General features: G+C 45.9%; 17 protein-coding genes, 1 tRNA gene and 1 pseudogene. 8 read left to right on the plus strand and 11 right to left on the minus strand.

What is annotated here, in order from left to right:
- The 4 genes and pseudogenes from RMO79_RS18705 to RMO79_RS18720 form a co-directional block, all read left to right on the plus strand.
- Positions 1-449: pseudogene (locus RMO79_RS18705) on the plus strand (NADP-dependent phosphogluconate dehydrogenase); the annotation flags it as partial.
- Between the two features lie 158 nt (positions 450-607).
- Positions 608-681 (plus strand) — tRNA-Asp (locus RMO79_RS18710).
- Between the two features lie 168 nt (positions 682-849).
- Positions 850-1458 carry a macro domain-containing protein gene (locus tag RMO79_RS18715; protein ID WP_310484752.1) on the plus strand — a complete coding sequence of 203 codons (609 nt, stop codon included), beginning with the start codon at positions 850-852 and terminating at the stop codon, positions 1456-1458.
- A gap of 158 nt (positions 1459-1616) precedes the next feature.
- Positions 1617-2276 carry a hypothetical protein gene (locus tag RMO79_RS18720; RefSeq protein WP_310484753.1) on the plus strand — a complete coding sequence of 220 codons (660 nt, stop codon included), beginning with the start codon at positions 1617-1619 and terminating at the stop codon, positions 2274-2276.
- A 99-nt stretch (positions 2277-2375) separates the two neighbouring features.
- Here the strand turns inward: RMO79_RS18720 and RMO79_RS18725 are convergent, their stop codons facing one another.
- The 8 genes from RMO79_RS18725 to RMO79_RS18760 all read right to left on the minus strand — a co-directional run bounded on the left by RMO79_RS18725 (position 2376) and on the right by RMO79_RS18760 (position 6818).
- Positions 2376-2873, minus strand: a complete 498-nt coding sequence (locus tag RMO79_RS18725) for a zf-HC2 domain-containing protein (RefSeq protein ID WP_310484754.1) — start codon at positions 2871-2873, stop codon at positions 2376-2378.
- A gap of 106 nt (positions 2874-2979) precedes the next feature.
- Positions 2980-3645, minus strand: a complete 666-nt coding sequence (locus RMO79_RS18730) for a sigma-70 family RNA polymerase sigma factor (RefSeq protein WP_310484755.1) — start codon at positions 3643-3645, stop codon at positions 2980-2982.
- A gap of 147 nt (positions 3646-3792) precedes the next feature.
- Positions 3793-4320 carry an FKBP-type peptidyl-prolyl cis-trans isomerase gene (locus tag RMO79_RS18735; protein ID WP_310484756.1) on the minus strand — a complete coding sequence of 176 codons (528 nt, stop codon included), beginning with the start codon at positions 4318-4320 and terminating at the stop codon, positions 3793-3795.
- Positions 4321-4443: 123 nt separating this feature from the next.
- Positions 4444-4767 carry a phasin family protein gene (locus tag RMO79_RS18740; RefSeq protein ID WP_310484757.1) on the minus strand — a complete coding sequence of 108 codons (324 nt, stop codon included), beginning with the start codon at positions 4765-4767 and terminating at the stop codon, positions 4444-4446.
- Between the two features lie 103 nt (positions 4768-4870).
- The gene (locus RMO79_RS18745; RefSeq protein ID WP_310484758.1) at positions 4871-5248 is read right to left on the minus strand and encodes a hypothetical protein; all 378 of its coding nucleotides are present in this window, start codon (positions 5246-5248) and stop codon (positions 4871-4873) included.
- A gap of 150 nt (positions 5249-5398) precedes the next feature.
- Positions 5399-5956 carry a rhomboid family intramembrane serine protease gene (locus tag RMO79_RS18750; RefSeq protein ID WP_310484759.1) on the minus strand — a complete coding sequence of 186 codons (558 nt, stop codon included), beginning with the start codon at positions 5954-5956 and terminating at the stop codon, positions 5399-5401.
- Between the two features lie 194 nt (positions 5957-6150).
- The gene (locus tag RMO79_RS18755; RefSeq protein WP_310484760.1) at positions 6151-6618 is read right to left on the minus strand and encodes a GNAT family N-acetyltransferase; all 468 of its coding nucleotides are present in this window, start codon (positions 6616-6618) and stop codon (positions 6151-6153) included.
- A 71-nt stretch (positions 6619-6689) separates the two neighbouring features.
- Positions 6690-6818 (minus strand): hypothetical protein, encoded by a 129-nt coding sequence (locus RMO79_RS18760; protein WP_310484761.1) that lies wholly within the window; start codon positions 6816-6818, stop codon positions 6690-6692.
- 59 nt (positions 6819-6877) lie between these two features.
- Here RMO79_RS18760 and RMO79_RS18765 point away from each other — a divergent pair, with 59 nt between their 5' ends.
- Positions 6878-8359, plus strand: coding sequence for a glycosyl hydrolase family 57 (locus RMO79_RS18765; protein ID WP_310484762.1), 1482 nt, complete (start codon positions 6878-6880; stop codon positions 8357-8359).
- Between the two features lie 99 nt (positions 8360-8458).
- Positions 8459-8881, plus strand: a complete 423-nt coding sequence (locus RMO79_RS18770; protein ID WP_310484763.1) for a response regulator — start codon at positions 8459-8461, stop codon at positions 8879-8881.
- 333 nt (positions 8882-9214) lie between these two features.
- On the opposite strand, the gene aat is transcribed toward RMO79_RS18770, so the two are convergent.
- Complete coding sequence (aat, locus tag RMO79_RS18775) at positions 9215-9796, minus strand: leucyl/phenylalanyl-tRNA--protein transferase (protein WP_310484764.1); 582 nt, start codon at positions 9794-9796, stop codon at positions 9215-9217.
- Positions 9797-10011: 215 nt separating this feature from the next.
- Between aat and ald the strand changes: the two genes are divergently transcribed.
- A complete protein-coding gene (gene ald / locus RMO79_RS18780) occupies positions 10012-11112 on the plus strand; it encodes an alanine dehydrogenase (RefSeq protein ID WP_310484765.1) in 1101 nt (366 codons plus the stop codon).
- A 186-nt stretch (positions 11113-11298) separates the two neighbouring features.
- Here the strand turns inward: ald and RMO79_RS18785 are convergent, their stop codons facing one another.
- Positions 11299-16149 carry a CHAT domain-containing protein gene (locus tag RMO79_RS18785; RefSeq protein WP_310484766.1) on the minus strand — a complete coding sequence of 1617 codons (4851 nt, stop codon included), beginning with the start codon at positions 16147-16149 and terminating at the stop codon, positions 11299-11301.
- A 288-nt stretch (positions 16150-16437) separates the two neighbouring features.
- Here RMO79_RS18785 and RMO79_RS18790 point away from each other — a divergent pair, with 288 nt between their 5' ends.
- A complete protein-coding gene (locus RMO79_RS18790) occupies positions 16438-18132 on the plus strand; it encodes a ShlB/FhaC/HecB family hemolysin secretion/activation protein (RefSeq protein WP_310484767.1) in 1695 nt (564 codons plus the stop codon).
- Positions 18133-18186: 54 nt separating this feature from the next.
- Here RMO79_RS18790 and RMO79_RS18795 read toward each other — a convergent pair whose 3' ends face one another.
- A complete protein-coding gene (locus tag RMO79_RS18795) occupies positions 18187-18636 on the minus strand; it encodes a DUF1036 domain-containing protein (RefSeq protein WP_310484768.1) in 450 nt (149 codons plus the stop codon).
- Positions 18637-18809: the final 173 nt, after the last annotated feature.

Here is an 18809-nt window from a genome sequence, read left to right on the forward strand (position 1 = left end):
AGGTACGTGACGCACTGTATTGCTCGAAAATCTGTTCCTATGCTCAGGGGATGGCACTACTCGGCGCAGCTTCGGATGCTTATAAGTACGATCTCAATCTGAGCGAAACTGCTCGGATTTGGAAATGTGGGTGCATTATTCGGGCTGGATTCCTCAATAAAATTAAGGATGCCTTCAAAGCCGAACCAAATTTAGCCAATCTGCTCCTAGCTCCAGAATTCAAACAGACTATTCTCGATCGTCAAGCCGCATGGCGCGAAGTTATTTCTCAAGCAGCTAAACTGGGCATTCCCGTCCCCGCTTTTAGTGCGTCGCTAGATTACTTCGATAGCTATCGTCGTGCCAATCTGCCCCAGAACCTCACTCAAGCTCAACGGGACTACTTCGGTGCCCATACTTACGAACGTACCGATAAACCAGGCGCGTTCCACACTGAGTGGACTAAGTAGGGGATAGGGGATAGGGGATAGGGGATTAAAAGCCCATCGACTTCCCCTAGTTCTCCCATCTCCCTGTCCCCCCGTGCCCCCAGTTCCCGTAAAAAACTTTCCGCCAACCAGTTGACACCCAGGCGAAAACAGTGCATAATGAGATCTGTTGATTAAATGGGACTGTAGCTCAGTTGGTTAGAGCGCGCGCCTGTCACGCGCGAGGTCGCGGGTTCGAGCCCCGTCAGTCCCGTACCAAATAATGGATAGACTTCCTAAAGATTCAAGCGTTGTATTTGAATCGTAAATTAAACATCGCTCCTTACTAGTTAGGGGGCGATTTTTGATTGCAGCTAACTTAGCCAATAAGCATTGAGATCTGTTTGACAAATCCGATCGAGCTTGTTAAGTTCGATCGCATATGCATGACTCAACCATCAAACTTATCCTTGTCGATCCTAATTACGCCCTCGCCACAGCCTTTCAAGAATGCTTTGCTTACCTACCAAACGTAGGAGTCGCTAACTGTGGCTTCGAGCAATTAGCTAGCTATGATTGTCTGGTCAGTCCTGGTAATTCTTTTGGGATGATGGATGGTGGCGTAGATGCCGCCATTACCAAGTTTTTTGGCAAATCCCTAATGGAACGAGTTCAACAACAGATCCTCGATGACTATTTAGGCGAACAATCGGTGGGTACCTCAATTATCGTCGCAACCGGACACCCCCAACATCCCTGGTTGGCGCATACCCCAACGATGCGCGTACCGATGCCGATTGTCGGTACCGACATCCCATACGTGGCGATGTGGGCGATGCTATTAGCCGTCAGACAACACAATCGCTATTGCGATCGCCAGATTACCACGATCGCGTGTCCGGGATTGGGAACGGGGATCGGGCGGATTCCCCCCGCTGAAGCTGCCAGACAAATGGCATTAGCCTACGATAGATTTATCTATCCACCAAAATTTCTCAACGGGTTTGTGGCTGCATCTAGACAGCTAGAGATTTGGGAGCCGATTGATTAGCTTTTGTTCATCACCCACCCGCGACTGAAGTGCGGGCTAAATCCCCAGGCGGTGCCCGAACTCACACCAATTCACATATTTGCGGAATATACTGAGGCTGTTAGTAATATTTACTACTATAACTGCTAATAGCGATCTAGACTTTGCTATCGTCTCCTATGCTGCAAGTTCAATTAATCCACCTCCTTTATCTAAGTATCATCCTCGCTCCTGGCATTATTTCTGGGGCGATCGTCACATGGAAAACCCGATCGGCTTGGTCTTTATTCATCACGATCGGTTGCTCTCTGGCTGGTTCTTTTATTGTCGCTATTAGTACCGTGCTGTTTGGTAAGCTAGCGGCTCCATTCTTAGTGACTTGGATTGGCTCTTGGGCAGATCTGATTGACTTTACCCAAGTACCCGTAACCTCCGAATATGGCTGGTTGGGAGCTTTACCTTTTTACATATTATCTTATCTACGCTATTCGATCGTGGCACCGAGTGGAGCGGTTGCGGGTGCTACTTTAGCAGGAATGTTAATGTTAGTTCGCTATCGGTTAATGCAAGAGGGTGGCAAATTCGATCGATCTCATGCTTGGGTTGCAGGCTTTGGGAGTGCGGTAGTGGGCGGTATCCTTGGTGTCTGTTCGATTTTGCTCTTTTGTTGGCTGGGATGGCAACTATTGTTACTGGCAAATGGCACGTTTAGATCGGCTGGTGGTGATTTTACTACTTTCGCTCACATCGCCTGGGGTATTTCAATTCTGGTAAATGGCTTAGTTTGTGGAATGATTAGCGCGGTTTGCGGCATTAAGTTAGCCAAAATTTTGATGTAGACAGCTCGGTTAGATATTTTCAATCCCTGCAAAAATCCTGGTAGGGGCAATTCATGAATTGCCCCTACCAGGATTTTTTAACATTAGTTCAGATGGAAATTAATCGGCGTTAACTTCTGGCGAAGACATTGGTAGCTCGATTACTTGCTCGCTTTTGTCTGGCATCGCCAAGATCGGATCGTTGAGTGCCAGCATTAATGGTGCGGGCGTATTGGCTTTATTGACCGCAAATTGGAGTTGTGGGCCGTTATCGCCAAATATACCAGTCAGGCTAGTCAGTGCTGCTAAAAACGTTGCAGCCAGTGTCCCGCCACCGATCCAGGCAAATTTACGATTGCGCTGGCGATCGAGTTTGGCAAATACCCCTGTGGATAGAGCCGCCGCCGATTGGCTGCTGGGTACCGCCATCCGGGGAATAGCCTGGTGGATATGCTGCATTTGGCGATACTGGTGTTGAAAGGCGCGATCGGTTGCCAGCAAAGCTTCTACTTGCTTGCGTTCGCTTGCTGTCACCTCTCCATCTAGATAGGCACTGAGCAACTCAAACCGTTCGTCTAAAACGTCCCCAGATCGCTCCCCATCGAAGTTGTCTGTCATGTTCCGAACCTCAATTCTCCTGTGTGTGTCTCAACTTCAAATACTTTTTAATTTTAGCAAGCTAAATATAAATATATTGCTAATATTCCCAATTTTGGGAACTTAGTTACGATTCAAAATAACCAGTTAACTGCGATTGTAATCCCGCTCTGGCTCTAGCAATGCGTGATTTGACAGTCCCGATCGAGACTCCAGTTACATCTGCAATCTCTTCGTAGGAGAGTCCTTCGATTTCGCGGAGGACGATCGTCGTCCGAAAAGCGGCGGGTAAATTGGCGATCGCCGCTTTCAATTGGTCGTAAAATTCGACCGTACTGAGATGTTCTGAGGGATTGGGAGTATCGGATGCGATATCCCATTCGATCGTCCCATCGCCAACGTTAATCGGTGCGTCTAGCGATAATGGTGGAGCTACCCGCTTGCGTTTGCGGAGTTCGTCGTAAAACAGGTTGGTAGCAATCCGACTCAGCCAGCCACGAAATTTTTCTGGCTCATTGAGACTTTTGATATTTTTGTAGACCCGAATCCACACTTCCTGAGCTAGATCCGCTCGATCTTGCCAATCTGGAGCCAAGTGGTACAAGATCCGATCGACGTGAGACTGATGCCGACGCATTAGTTCGGCTAGAGCGGCTCGATCTGCGCGTAACCCAGACTGAGCGAGCAAAATCAGCTCATTATTCGGTAATTTATCTAATTTAGCTACTTGCACTCTGGTTCGAGGGAGGTTTTCCTCAAGCTGGGACCAAGATAGGGAAAGTGATTGACTCATGGTGAATATGGTTGTGCGAGCATCCTCTCTTTCCATGACCATCATTAAGTCGGCGATGTTCCCAAATTTAGATTGGGTACTTGGCGGTTGGAATCGCAAAATCGATTTCCAACCGTTCGCATTGCGTCGCCGCTGGCGAATCGAAACTTAGCCTTTAATCTTGAGTAATTCGACATCAAAGATCAGAGTAGCATTAGGGGGGATCGCACCGCCAGCACCGCGCGCGCCATAACCTAATTCGGCGGGAATAATCAGCTTGCGACGACCGCCAACTTTCATGGTGCTGAGTCCTTCGTCCCAACCTTTGATGACTTGTCCCTCGCCAATTTGAAACTCGAAGGCGGAGTTGCGATCGCGAGAACTGTCAAATTTCTGACCGTTCTCCAGGGTACCAGTGTAATGAACTGAGATCGTTTGCCCTTTGGCGGGGAGTTCGCCAGTACCTTCGGTAATTTCGACGTATTTTAGTCCCGAAGCTGTTGTTACTTGATTTTCTTTACTATCCATAGCAATTGAATTAGAGGGTGCAGATGTAGATTGGCTGACGGTAGCAATCGTCGGCGGGTTGAGGATGGCGTTGGCATTTGCATCTGGTGTCCCCACCGCAAACTGAAAGATTAGAATTAAGACACCGCATCCGAGCATCAATCCTAAGCTGACTAAAATTTCTTGCATGAGACTCAATTTGATTTTAACCACTACTTGATTATAGTCATCAGCGGTGAGTGGCTATAGGCAATGGTGCCATAAGTTAAAATCTTGAAATATTAGGGAATAGGGGTTTCCAGCGAGGTACTGCTATTTCCAGAGTTTATTCTCCAACTCTCGGACTTGACGTTCGAGCCTGTCGATCCGTCCGCGTAGTTCGTCCATTTCGTTCTGACGCGGTACGCCCAGATCCTGCATGGTATTGCGAATCATGCGCTGCATCTGAAGTTCAAAGTTAGCTGGATCTAGCTTCATCTGCCCCATCAGGTCATCGACAAATGATTTTGCTTGGTCGGGATTAATTTTACCTTCTTTGACCCACTGTTCGCTAACTTCCTTGACGCGATCGGCAACCAATGAAGTCGTACCTAAACCGATGGTTAAAATTTGTTGCAGCCAGTTGTTGTTATCCATAGCCAATATTTCATCACTACCCTTACTACCTTTATTTTAGGCGGGAGCGCGACTCGCGATCGGGTAGATATCCGATCTGGTAGGTGGCAAATTTGGGAGTGAATTAAGATCGCAGCTCGAATACCCGTCCGCAGCGATCGGGGTGGAAAATGCCGTGGACGGAGTTTCTAGGCACGAGAATCTCAAACTTGGTCACTGTCTCTGGCCAAATCCACCGAATTTCGTTACCAATTTTTTGGTATTTTTGGATCGTTCGTTTGTAAATAATGTGATTTTCACACAAAATTTCTAGACCGACGACGATCGAATTTAGTTCGATTTCTCGAAACAGGGAAGCATCGAGCAAGGCACGGGTACTGCAATTAAACTGATTGTAAAAAAGTCGCAGCCGATCGCCAAAAGTCTCCTCTGTAAACAAGTCGTCCCAATCGAAGGAGGGGCAGAATAAATAATCTTCTTCTTCTGGTTCTAGGAAATGCATACAAAAGATTTTGGGGTAATGCAACAACAATAATATGAGATCTGTTGGCTTGCCTCAACTCATTGTCGATGAATTGCGATCGAATTAGATCGGACTTTTGTATGAAATTTACTAGCTAAATTAACGAACTTTCCCTGAATCGATTTGAAATTAACTTTTTGGAACTAATTTAGCAGCCAAGATCCCGCTTAATAATCCAAACAGATGTCCTTCCCAAGAAATTCCTGGTAAGGAGGGCAAGATGCCCCACAGCACGCTACCGTAGCTACAACCGACAAAAAGCGCAATCAGCCCAGAACTCAGGCGACGATCGAAAAAATACAGCGCGAGGAGATAACCGAGATAACCAAACACCACTCCACTAGCACCGATATGTAAAGCGGTTGCGCCAAATAACCAGGTACCAAAGCCACCAACAAACATACAGATAATTGAGACGATAACAAAGTTGGCGATACTTTGAGACATAATCAGCCAACCGAGAATCAGAAACGGAACGCTGTTGGCACTTAGGTGGGCGTAGTTGCCATGTAAAAATGGTGCAAATAGAATGCCGCGCAATCCGATCGCCTGACGGGGTAAAATGCCCCAAGTGTCGAGTTGGTAATTAAAGACAGACACATCGAGAACTTCTACCAGCCACATCAACCCGACGATGCTACCGAGAATCCAGATCTGGGATTTAATTTCGCTAATAATCTCTTTCATCGTGCCTACTTAGTTTGGTTGCGATCGATAATAACTACCTCTTCTACATTAACAATTCCCGATGAGATCGATCCATTCCAGCCAAATCAACTAGATTTTGGATTTTGGATTTTGGATTATCTCTAGCCATCTCCCAGTCTCCCAGTCCCCCAGTCCCCCAGTCCCCCCGCTCCCCGCTCCCCGGCTCCCCGCTCCTAAAGTTCTCGCATCATCGAAATCGATCGATCTCGATAACCTAACTGCTGATATAAATCGATCGCAGGTTGATTGTTTGTAAATACCTGCAACCCGATTTGAGTGTATCCTTGAGTCTTCGCCCAAGTATGAGCGTATTCTATTAAGGCTCTGCCGATCCCTTGCCGACGATAGGGTGGCTCGACATATACTAAGAAAATATTTGGATGACGAATGCCACTAGTTTGGTCGATGGCGATGCCCAGCCACAGACAGGCAACTTTGATTTTATCGTTAGTGACAAACCATAACGGAGTCTCAACACTCAAATATCGATCGACTGTAGATTGAAGATGTCGATAATCTTGTTGTTGAGGTGATATTTCTTGATAAGTAAGTTGCAGAAATTTTAACAGGATTGCGGTATCGATCGCGTGTCCAGCAACGAGCTGGTATGTTGTTGAATTAGAAAATAGGTAGGTATTCACATTTTAAATTGGTATGAGTCGATCTCCCTCAGAGTATTGACGATAGAATGCGGGTTGTAGCAGTTTTATTTTTAAAAACCACGATCGAAAGCTCGTCCAGATGCTGCAAAATTGACATGGGGAATGGCAGCTAGATCTTGTGGATACTCAGCTCGAACTTCCATAATTAAGGCATCAAAAGTTAAGTTTCTGACTAGCAATCTAGTTTAGCAAGATGTAGCTTGTTATTCTAAAGAAATCGTCAGATTATTAGCTCATCATGATTTCTACGCCATCCTCCACCTCCGAGTCAGCCCAAATCGGCTCTGAAGTTCCTAGTATCTGCGGTCGCGAAGCTGAGATTAGTGCTGCTGTCAATCGGGACGAATTAGTTTTTCTCCCGACTAGTAATTTGCACTTAGGCGAAATGACTGCGGGGTTTGCGTGCGCGCTACACATGCACCAACCCACCATTCCGGCTGGCGCAGAGGGGAAACTTATCGGACATTTGCAATATATGTTCGAGCATCAAGGCGAAGGCGATAATCATAATGCAGGTGTATTTGCCTGGTGCTATGAGCGAATGGGTGAATTTATCCCCGATTTAGTCGCTGCTGGTTGCAACCCACGCATCATGTTGGACTATTCTGGCAACCTGTTGTGGGGATTGCAGCAGATGGGGCGAAATGACGTGCTAGACCACCTGAAACAGATTACATGCGATCGACAGTATCAGCCGCATGTCGAGTGGCTGGGGACGATGTGGAGCCATGCTGTGGTACCTTCAACGCCGACCCCCGATATTAAGTTGCAGATTCAGGCATGGCAACATCATTTTGCGGCAATTTTCGGGATCGAAGCACTTCAACGGGTGAAAGGTTTCTCGCCCCCAGAAATGCATTTACCCAATCATCCCGATGTGTTGTACGAATACATTAAGGCTCTCAAGGAATGCGGTTATCGGTGGTTGATGGTACAGGAACATTCCGTCGAACAGCTCGATGGGGTCAGTCTATCTCAAGATAATAAATATTTACCCAATCGCCTAGTGGCGCGAAATTCTCAGGGACAAACGGTCAGTATTACGGCATTAATTAAAACCCAAGGCTCGGATACTAAATTAGTCGCTCAGATGCAGCCCTATTATGAAGCCAAAAGCCGAGGTAAACAGCAACTAGCCGGAAAATCGATTCCATGTTTGGTTACCCAAATTGCTGATGGTGAAAATGGTGGCGTGATGATGAATGAATTTCCCCGCGATTTTCCTCGCCCGTGGCACGAAATTAAAGGTCAAAGTAATGGAGTTGTCGGCTGTAATGGGACTGAATATTTAGAACTACTCGCCAGTATCGGCATTACTGAAGCAGATTATCCAGTTTGTCAGAGCGTACAACAGCACAAAATTTGGCAGCTAGTAAACCCCGAACAGGCTGACACAAAATCGGTAGAAAATGCGATCGAAGCACTGAAAAAAACCGACCATAAATTCCACATGGATGGTGCCTCCTGGACGGATAATCTCAGTTGGGTTCAGGGATATGATAATGTCCTAGAGCCGATGTATCAATTGAGTGCGCTATTTCATCAAAAGTTCGATGCACTAGTCGCAGCCGATCCAAAAGTTACCACTCGATCGGATTATCAAGCAGCTTTGCTCTACAATTTGTTAGTGCAGACTAGCTGTTTTCGCTATTGGGGACAAGGGACTTGGACTGAGTACGCACGAGAACTATATCGGCGCGGGTTGGAACTAGTCAGTTAAATGTCGGTCGGAAATCCGACCCATTAGAGAGGGAAACAAATCGGTTACTATGTTGAAATATATTAGCTGTTATTCCTCTTATTAAAAAAAATTTGACAAATGAAACCAGCGATCGCAGGTGGCAGATTAGACACCAATCGAATTCTAATCGTTGATGATTCTCCAGAAATTCTATCGATTACCGATGCAATTCTCTCCTCAGCCGGATATGAGACAATCGCGTATACCGAAGGATCGATTGCTTTACAAATTATGAACCTGCTACCGCCGGATCTAATTATTCTCGATGTTAATATGCCCCAAATCGATGGGTTTGAGATGACGAGGCGGATTCGTAGTAATTCAATTTGGGATATGACACCAATCTTACTATTTACCGCCCTCGATCGCGCTCAAGCCGTGCTGGGATTAGAATTTGGTGCTGACGATATCCTTAGCAAACCCGCATCGATCGACGATTTACTCGGTAAGGTGAGTTTATTACTCCATTTCCGCCATCGTCAACAACTTCGCGCTGGCTAATTATCTCAGTCTCGAAAAATCGGGTAGGTGTAAAAATAGGTAGGGGTAATTCATGAATTACCCCTACCTATTTTTTATCGAAGCTTGCGCGCCTAAGAGGATGTTTGAAAAGTATAGATTAGCACTCGCAAACCCTAGAAATCCCCCCTAGCCCCCCTTAGAAAGGGGGGAACCGGATCGAAAGTCCCCCTTTCTAAGGGGGATTTAGGGGGATTTACCCACCATGAACGGAGCAATTAGACTTTTCAAACATCCTCTAAGACGGCACGCGAATCTCAATCGATTTACAAGCAATTAAATATTTACTTCTTACTCCTTACTCCCCGCTCCCCGCTAAAGATCGAACTTACAATCCCGACCGATCGCGCTGGCAAGTAAATCCTGATATGCTTGAGACTCGATCGTGTACGAGCCGAAACGTTCCAGGTGAGGATTAGTCATTTGGGCATCGAATAGCGTAAATTTCCGCTGGCGCAGATGCTCGACAAGTTTTACCATCGCCACCTTCGAGCCTTCGGGAATGTTAAAAAACATCGACTCGCCAATAAACGCACTCCCAATCGCCAACCCTAAAATTCCACCTGCTAATTCGGTACCTTGCCAAGTTTCAAAACTATACGCCCAACCAGCTTGGCATAATTCCCAGTAAATATCCTCAAGTTCGGTAGAGATCCAAGTTGTATCTCGATCGGCACAACCTTTAACAACCGATCGAAAATCCCCATTAATCTTAACAGTAAAGCGGTTTTGATTGATAACCCGTCGCAAAGATGTCGGATACCGAAACCGATCGTCCAGCGGAATCAGCGCATGTTCGTTGCTAGAATACCACTGAAGACCGCTATCTTCATCATCCTCCATCAAAAAACAACCCTGCGAATAGCCTTCAATAATTCCTGGTAAATAGTACTTCACGGTAGGTGTTAGGTATTAGGCTTTAGGTGTTAGGCTTTAGGCTCTAGGCTTTAGGCTTTAGGGGCTAGGGAAAAGAGTTTGGCTTTAGAAGTAATTGCACACCTAAAATTATTACTTCTTACTCCTTACTCCTCATCGGTAGCCTAAGACTCTTTCTCAAACCCGCACTGTCTCTATTATGATAGTAAGTGCGATGACAACCACAAGCATAAAATATGGATATTGGCATTCCAAGAGAAACCAAAGACCAAGAATTTCGAGTCGGATTGACTCCGAGTATCGTTCGGACATTAACCGATCGGGGACATCAAGTATACCTCGAAACTGATGCCGGAGCAGGTTCTAGTTTTACAGACACCGAATATATCCAAGCTGGAGCCAAAATCGTCTCCACCGCCGATGCAGCTTGGGATCGAGAAATGGTTGTCAAAGTTAAAGAACCCCTCTCGACAGAATATTCATACCTCCAAAAAAACCAAATTCTGTTTACCTATCTCCACCTCGCCGCCAATCGCCATCTTACCGAGCAACTAATCGATACTGGTGTTAGCGCGATCGCGTATGAGACAGTAGAGTTACCCGATGGAAAACTCCCGCTACTCGCACCGATGAGCATCATCGCAGGGAGATTATCGGTACAATTTGGGGCGAGATATCTAGAGAAACAACAGGGGGGTAGTGGTGTCCTCCTCGGCGGCGTACCGGGCGTACAACCTGGAAAAGTTACCATCCTCGGAGGGGGAATCGTGGGTACGGAAGCCGCACGCATGGCAGTCGGTATGGGCGCGCAGGTAACGATTTTAGATGTGAATGTCGATCGATTGAGCTATTTAGAAACCATCTTCGGTTCGCGTGTCACTTATCTCTATAGCAATGCCAATAATATCGAAATGTCCGTCCGCAGTGCGGATCTGGTCATCGGGGCAGTATTAATCCTCGGCAAACGTGCGCCGATCCTGGTCTCTAGGGATTTAGTCGGGCAGATGAAACCGGGTTCGGTCATAATTGATGTCGCCGTCGATCAAGGGGGCTGCATCGAGACGCTACGCCCCACTTCTCATACCAGTCCCGTATATACCGAGTTGGGTGTCGTTCATTACGGCGTGCCAAATATGCCAGGAGCCGTTCCCTGGACGGCAACGCAAGCTTTAAATAATAGTACCGCGCCATACATAATTAAATTAGCCGATCGCGGCTTAGACGCGCTGACGCTCGATCTCAATTTGGCTAAAGGTATGAATATTCGATCGGGTAAAATCGTTCATCCAGCAGTACATGATGTGTTTCCAGATTTACCAAATCCATTTCCAATCTAGTAAATAAAGTCAGTTTCGCCTAACGGAGAGGCTACGCCAACGGGATAAGAGATGCCTGGAGACTGGAAGTCTCGGCTCATGATGCAAAGTCCGCCTGCGCGCACTAGTTAATCAGTCCGCGCAGGCGGACTTTGCATCACTAGCGGCGACTTCAGTCGCTGATTTATTTGAAGTGCGGAATGTGGGTTACCAAGGATTACCGACGATCGTAAAACCCGCCCAGTAGAATGGATGAGCTAAATTCACATCGCCTAATTTTACCAATCCAGCGGGTAAATCGATTTTATCCCCAGCAGTGACGAGCTTACCACTTTGGAGCCGAACCTTACCTGTGAGCATCGCGACTTGAGCTTGGCGGAGAGCTTCTGCTTTAATCGGTGCTGTTTTGAGGTTGCGATAGAAACTCGTCATCAACCCCAGCGTCCCTTCATCGCTAACGTACCAGATGCTCCCCATTGCCGATTTAACCCCCGCTCGATAGGCGAACCCAGCAAAACCGAGTTCGGCATCTTCATCGCCGACAGCCGTCTTACAGGCACTTAATACTATCAATTCGACTGGCGAATCGTTGAGCTTGAGTTGGTGCAAGCGATCGATCTGTAAGCGTTCGTCCCATAATTGAATATAGGAATTCTGAATTTTACCCGCTTGGAATTCGCCGTGTGTCGCTAAATGGAGAATACTAAATGGTTGTTGTTTGCGTTGAGCGATGATGTTATTGGCGGTAAATTGCTCGTTTTGGAAAGATTTACCACTCCAGATCGTCCCCGCGATCGTCGATAATTCGACTGGTACGGAAGGTAATGGGGTTTGGGTGGGGATATTTTCGGCTCCCATTGCCAATACTTGCGATTTGCGGATATCCACGTAGCGGGTATCTGTCAGGCTGATGGAAGGCATCGCACCAACGCTGTAACGTTCGATGAGAAACTGCTTACCATCGTGGAATGCGGCGACGGGGATCGATCGCAACCCATTATCCATGATAAAGACGAGATTTTGAATTTTCTGCTGTTTCAGGTCGTTTTCAATCGGTGCGATAAACCATTTGTACAACTGCTGTGCGTTAGCCAGATATGCTGTCGGTTTATCCTTGTTGGTAACATCGTTCCGAAATTGCTTGACAACTTGAAGTAGTCTTTGACGGGTAACCGGAATGGTTTTGCGAATCGGCGATCCGCCAGGTGTCACGATTACTAGTTCGAGTTGGAAGCTATCTCGCGCTAAATTACTAATATTCTTGATATCTTTGGCAACATTTAAGTCTAGATTAGGTGGTGCAAAAACGGCATAAATCAGCGCGGGTTTGATCCCAGTACTTTTCTCGATTTTCTGAAGTATTTCTTGCGAATTTTCGGTATTGATTGTTTCCAGATCGGAGAAGTTTTCAGCGATGATTGCATCGGGTATCTTGGGATCTGGATTGTTGCGGACAATTTCTTTTGGTGGGTCTACTACTGGCGGTGTGGGTTTACATGTTGTTGCTGGATCGCACTCTGGTTGTGGTTGTGGTGGCCGTGGTTGAGTACCTGTAATAATTTGAATATTATTTTGGGTATAACTCGTTAAGAAAGATTGTGGGGGATCGATCCGATTATTATTGCTACTGACGATCGCACTATTGGTGCCATTCGTAGTGGCATTCCCGACAACAAATGGCGTAATTCCATTCCCACCATGTCGGATCGTAATCGCCCCACTCGCCGTATTGCCATTACTATAAATACTCACGGGAACCAAACTGGGAGCCGCCGAGGGGCCTGGTGTTGGTGTTGGTGATAAATTCACATTCGTGCTAGCTGTCGCCCGGAAGAAGCGAGGGGCGGTAATATCGATGAGTCCGCCATTTAGTCTGGCACTAGTATCGATATAACCAACAACAATATCGTTACCACTAGCGAAGGTCACATTACCACCATTGCCAGCATTACTCGTGGTGATAATATTGCCATTCGTAAGGTTATTTCTGGCGTTAGCACTTACCGTCCCCGCATTACCAAGCGAAGTAATTCCGGTCGATAAATTGCCTGTTTCGATCGAACTATTAGTACTAATTAAACCAATATTACCGCCCGTATGATTCGCATTAGGACTAGTAGAACCAGTTTGAATATCTCTGGTAACGATCGCATTAGCAGCGTTAATATTTACGTCGCCAGCGCGGAAATTATCAGTAACATTAATATTTGGGTTGACAGCTCGTAAATTATTACTAAAAAAATTAACATTTCCTAATTGAGTGCTAATTCGATCGGTCGCGGTAATTTGACTGTTAGTACTAGTCAAACTAATATTACCTGATGACCCATTGAGATTTTGGTTGAGAATCAATCCTGCGGCAATATCACCAGTCGTATTGACAGTAATGTTACCGGAAGAGCTGGGGACATTTCTGTTTACCTGAACCGCTAATATCGGAATATTAACATTACCTTTACCTCGAATGTCGATCGATCCACCACTCGTCACAACTTTTGTGGTGTTAATCGCACCGCTCGTAGTGCTGTTCAAGCTGATGTTACCACTAATTCCATCGAAAGGAGGAACATCAAAAGGAGGAATAAGATTGAGAGTAGGAACCAAGACAAAGACATCACTAAGAACATCTCCCCTGGTTGTATCGATCGCCCCAGCAGCAGTAATATTAATATCACCCGATCGACTAGCCGAGTTGCCACTACTGATATTAGTACTGATTCGCTGAGTCGTAATAGTACTGTTACTACTAGTCATTACAATATTACCACTACGTCTTATGTTTGTAGTTGCACTTGGATCGCTACTTGCAAGTCCAGTTTCTACATCCCCCCTGGTCGTGTCGATCGCTCCAGCCGTAGTAATATTAATATTCCCAGATTGAGTATTTGTCGCGTTATCGCTACTACTCGAAGTTGTTACTCGATTAGTCGTAATATTGCCACTATTACTGGTTAATGTAATATCACCACTACTTAGGGCGATTGAGTTTCTGTTACTACTTTGCGATCTAGTGATTAAAACTCCTCCGGTTGTATCGATCGCGCCAGCCGCAGTAATATTAATATTGCCCGATCGAATATTGGTAGCGTTACCATTATTGCTGGCATCAGTAGTTACAGTACTTACTCCATTAGTCGTAACTTTACCATTGGCACTAGTCAGCGTAATATTACCACTCCCCGTCGTAGCTGCAAGGGCATTATTGGTACTAATTAACCCCGTCGCCGTAATATCGCCAATACCTCTAACTAGAATATTTCCAGTATTTGTCGCTCCAGTAAAATTGGTGTCATTAAAACCTGTCTCTAACTGACTGACATTAACATTATTTCTACCGACGATCGTGATATCTCCACTGGCAACTACTATATTACTAGCGGATCGAACAGTAACAAGTGTATTGACCGTGCCGACTCTAATATCACCTGCTACTAAACTAGCATTGGGGAAATATTGATTGGTTAGCAATACAAATGGTCGATCGCTAGCAGATCCACTAAAGTTAACATTCCCTACCGTAATTGCGGAACCAGTTGGGGTTGCCGTAGTTGTAGGATTAAACGCAGTATTGTTACTGAGTACATCTGGCGTGCCAAAAGCTGTAGTTCCAGCTCGAATATCGAGTGTGCGATTAGTAATACCATTGATACTTACTGGAGTGCCATCAGCTAAAGTGAAGCTTTCCACCAATCCATTCGGAATGTTTCCAGTCGATCTAAAGCTAGTGCTGCTATCTGCACTTGTAATGGTAATATTTCCAGTAGTAACACTACCACCAGCGATAATGTGTAACGATGCTCCGGTGTAGTCTCCAAAACTAACATCGCCGCTGGCGCGGATGATGGGATCGTAGGGACTAAATAGGTTACCTATATTACCATCTAACTGTTCGACCTTAAAATTGCCACCTGTATTAAAGTAAGCATCGCCGCTGACTGTGGTGTTCGATCGCAATGTTAGATTGCCGCTGGCACTAATATTACTAGTAGGATTATTTAAGGCAAAAATATCGATGGATCGATCGCCTTGAATTAATAATTTTCCATCGACGACAATTTTGACTGGCTCTTGTTGGCTATCTTTAATAGCAACTGTATCTTGGGCGCGGAGGGTAGTATTGCCAGTGGTTTGGATATTACTACTAATAATATTGAGATTGTTACTTGCGGCAATTGTCGCCGTACCTGCGTTAATTCGATCGATACTTACATCGCCAGCATTTATCGGGACGCTACCGCGATTGAGGGTGACGTTATTACCTGCTACCGTTACACCCGGTACGTCACTCCCGGTTAATAATCTCGGTAATGAAACTGGGGTGAAATTAGTCGTACCGGAAATCGGAACTTCTAAACTAAGTAAGTTTCCTGGCTGACTGATGCGTACCATACTCGAACCCGGTACGGCGGCAATATTAATATTTCCATTCGGTGCTTTGACTGTACCAGTACTAATTACCGTACCGCCGATCAGGTCGATGTTTTGCCCTGAAGTTACTGCTAATGTACCGCCATTGACGATCGCACCTGGTTGGGTTAGCCCAAATACAAAAGCATTAGGGTTACCGAAAAGATTGGTGTAATTATTGTTACCGAGCGCACTGAATTGTCCGTTCGCAAAGTTAATTCCCGTTGCTGTAGTTGCGGTAAAACTTGCAGGTAAATTGAGGCTGGCATTAGCTCCAAAGACAATCCCCGATGGATTCATCAAGAACAAGTTAGCATTCCCGCCAGTTACCTGCAACATCCCATTAATAAATGAGGCATCGCCACCATTCACTCGCCCTAAAATATTTTGGATATTGGGGTTGGAAATAAAGTTGGCAATCTGACTGGGACTGACATTAAACTGACTGAAGCTATGGAATAAGTTAGCCCCACCCGCAGCCGTTTGTCCTCCAGAAATATCGATCCGGTTATTATTTTGCTGGGTTGTCGTGCCCGTCCCGTCTGCGGCGGGGACGATTTGGGCGTTGGCGTTAACATTTATTGTTGACAGCCACGGTAATAACAAAAATACTGACAGTCTCAAGCCGCTCCTAACATTTGATAACCGCACGATCGATAGACTCCTGTGTAACAATTGTTGAGTTTTATTTAAGTATCGAACACGACACTCGACGATCTATTTTTGACGAATCCTCGTCATTTCCCATCATCCGATCGAACTTTAGCCGGAGCATGAGTGCCACAGCCAATCTAAATTACTTTCCCAGTTTTTTAAATAATACAGGATTTATTGACACATTTTGTTCGTTCGATCGTAATTATTATCTTTTGGATCGGTATTTGTGAAATGCTAGTGTAATGATAAGCTAATTACACTACCGATCGGAGAATAGTGCCAATGAAATTATTATGGTTATGGTCGATACTTTTTGGAGCGTCAACAGTTGCGACAATGGCATTACCAGTACTCGCCCAAACACCAACAGATCCCAATACCGATCGATTTCCGCAGACCAGTCCGACTCCGGCACCTTTACCGTCGGATTCTACACCAAAACCGACAATTACACCTAGTTCCGAACCAGGATCTCCAGATGATGGTAAATCGGTAGTTATTAGTGAAGTTAACGTAATCGGCAGTACCGTACTTACCGATAATAATTGGGGCGCGATCGTCAAGCCATTAGTCGGTCAAACTAAGACAATTGCCGAACTAAAAACCATCGCCGATCGATTGACCCAATTGTATCTCGATCGGGGGGAAATCACGTCTAGAGTTGTTGTCGTCACGCCGATCGATGGCGGTAAAATTACCTTCCAGGCGATCGAAGGTAGTGTCGAACAAATCAATATCTTAGGACTAAAAAAACTCAAACCCGAATATATTCGATCGCGGTTGGCATTAGTTACCAAGACACCGCTTAATGTTAATAAATTAGAAGACCAACTGCGGTTATTACGCACAGACCCATTGGTCTCGAATATTGAAGCCAGCCTCAAAGCTGGTAGTGGTGTCGGCAAAAGTATTCTGACGGTTAGGACTACCGAAGCCAATCCCCTCTCTGTCAATCTCACGGCGGATAACTACTCCCCGCCGAGCGTGGGTAGCGAACGCGTGGGTGCTTCGATCGAATATCGCGATCCTACAGGCGAATTAGGTAGTATCGATATCAACTACAATCGCACTCTCCCCGGCGGCTCGGATCTGTACGACTTTTCGTACAAAATTCCCCTCAATCCGATGCAAGGCACTTTACAGGCCAGAATTGCCCCCAATAGCAGCCAGATTACGACCCCCCAATTTCAAAATCTCAATTTTAAGAGTAGATCCCAACTCTACGAACTCAGCTACCGCCAACCTTTTGTCCGCAGTCTCCGCGAAGAATTTGCCCTCTCCTGGGGCATCGCGCTCCAGAAAAACGAAATCTCTACGGGTAATACCCCGATACCATTTATTGGCGGGTCGGATGCACAAGGTGTCAGTCAGACAACAGTTCTAAAATTCGGTCAAGATTATGTCAAACGCGATCCTCGTGGAGCTTGGGGAGTGAGGTCTTTACTTAATTTTGGAGTCGGAATTTTCGGCGCGACAATTAATAATAAACCCACCCCAGACGGGCGATTTTTTAGCTGGCAAGGACAAGTTCAACGGGTACAAATACTCAGCCCCGATCAATTATTAATCGCCCAATTAGACGCACAACTTACTCCCAATGCACTCCTGCCTATCCAACAGTTTGCAATCGGTGGCGGACAATCGGTACGCGGTTTTCGGCAAAATGCCCGCGCGGCGGATAATGGAGTCAAACTCAGCCTCGAAGATCGGATTACCATCGGGCGAGATCCTGCTGGCAATCAAACGCTCGCGATAGCTCCATTTGTCGATGCTGGCTGGGTTTGGAATCAGGGCGACAACCCCAATCCCCTCCCCCGTCAAAACTTTATTGCTGGGTTAGGTTTAGGTGTCATCTGGCAACCGCTACCGAGATTAAATCTGCGGGTCGATTATGGTTTACCGTTAGTCAATTTAAGCGATCGCGGTAATAATATCCAGGATAGTGGATTGTATTTTAGTGTCAATTATCAACCTTAGTTTATGACTAGATCCCCGACTTCTTCGAGAAGTCGGGGATCTGCTATTCAATCTCTAATTTTTCAGATCGAAAGTGACATTTTGACGATCTTTAGTATCGATCGATTGAAAGCGAACGGGATAGCTAGGGGCAGTACATTGAGCTTGTTTGCCCGACACTTCGGCATTGGTCAGATCGAATCCGCGATCGCTGATACATACTTCCGAACTAGTATTTTCTGCCTGCCATTTCTGCTTGCCATCATCGCTAATTGCATAATAGCTATAGTTTTCACGATTATTTAAACTATTAGAATATACTGTTTGGCACTGTCCGGGTTTGGCATACCACCATCCTTTAACGATCGCACCTAATTGAGGTCGATCGGCTTTTTTATGAGAAAATGCCAGATAAACTGGTCGATCGAATCGATTGCAAAGAGTTAGCTCGGCTCTAACTTCCGATGCCCAGCCGATCGTGCCAACGGTAGAAATAATTCCCAATATAGTCAATAGTCTTTTCATCTCGATCTGCTCCAGTTTGTGTTTAAATTCTGCCTTCTAACTTAGAAAATGAATGGATGCGTCTAATTGCGCCGTTTGTAGTGGGTAGATCCCCCCTAGCCCCCCTTTTAAGGCTACTGTAACAAGTTGAATAGACTTCGTTTTCGATGGGCTTACCCCCCCAACCCCCCCTT

Source organism: Chamaesiphon sp. VAR_48_metabat_403 (genome assembly GCF_031422475.1).
Lineage (GTDB): Bacteria > Cyanobacteriota > Cyanobacteriia > Cyanobacteriales > Chamaesiphonaceae > Chamaesiphon.

Coding starts and splice junctions, on each gene's coding strand:
- RMO79_RS18715 (WP_310484752.1), top strand. CDS start 850: ATGCATGACTCAACCATCAAACTTATCCTTGTCGATCCTAATTACGCC.
- RMO79_RS18720 (WP_310484753.1), top strand. CDS start 1,617: ATGCTGCAAGTTCAATTAATCCACCTCCTTTATCTAAGTATCATCCTC.
- RMO79_RS18725 (WP_310484754.1), bottom strand. CDS start 2,873: ATGACAGACAACTTCGATGGGGAGCGATCTGGGGACGTTTTAGACGAA.
- RMO79_RS18730 (WP_310484755.1), bottom strand. CDS start 3,645: ATGAGTCAATCACTTTCCCTATCTTGGTCCCAGCTTGAGGAAAACCTC.
- RMO79_RS18735 (WP_310484756.1), bottom strand. CDS start 4,320: ATGCAAGAAATTTTAGTCAGCTTAGGATTGATGCTCGGATGCGGTGTC.
- RMO79_RS18740 (WP_310484757.1), bottom strand. CDS start 4,767: ATGGATAACAACAACTGGCTGCAACAAATTTTAACCATCGGTTTAGGT.
- RMO79_RS18745 (WP_310484758.1), bottom strand. CDS start 5,248: ATGCATTTCCTAGAACCAGAAGAAGAAGATTATTTATTCTGCCCCTCC.
- RMO79_RS18750 (WP_310484759.1), bottom strand. CDS start 5,956: ATGAAAGAGATTATTAGCGAAATTAAATCCCAGATCTGGATTCTCGGT.
- RMO79_RS18765 (WP_310484762.1), top strand. CDS start 6,878: ATGATTTCTACGCCATCCTCCACCTCCGAGTCAGCCCAAATCGGCTCT.
- RMO79_RS18770 (WP_310484763.1), top strand. CDS start 8,459: ATGAAACCAGCGATCGCAGGTGGCAGATTAGACACCAATCGAATTCTA.
- ald (WP_310484765.1), top strand. CDS start 10,012: ATGGATATTGGCATTCCAAGAGAAACCAAAGACCAAGAATTTCGAGTC.
- RMO79_RS18790 (WP_310484767.1), top strand. CDS start 16,438: ATGAAATTATTATGGTTATGGTCGATACTTTTTGGAGCGTCAACAGTT.
- RMO79_RS18795 (WP_310484768.1), bottom strand. CDS start 18,636: ATGAAAAGACTATTGACTATATTGGGAATTATTTCTACCGTTGGCACG.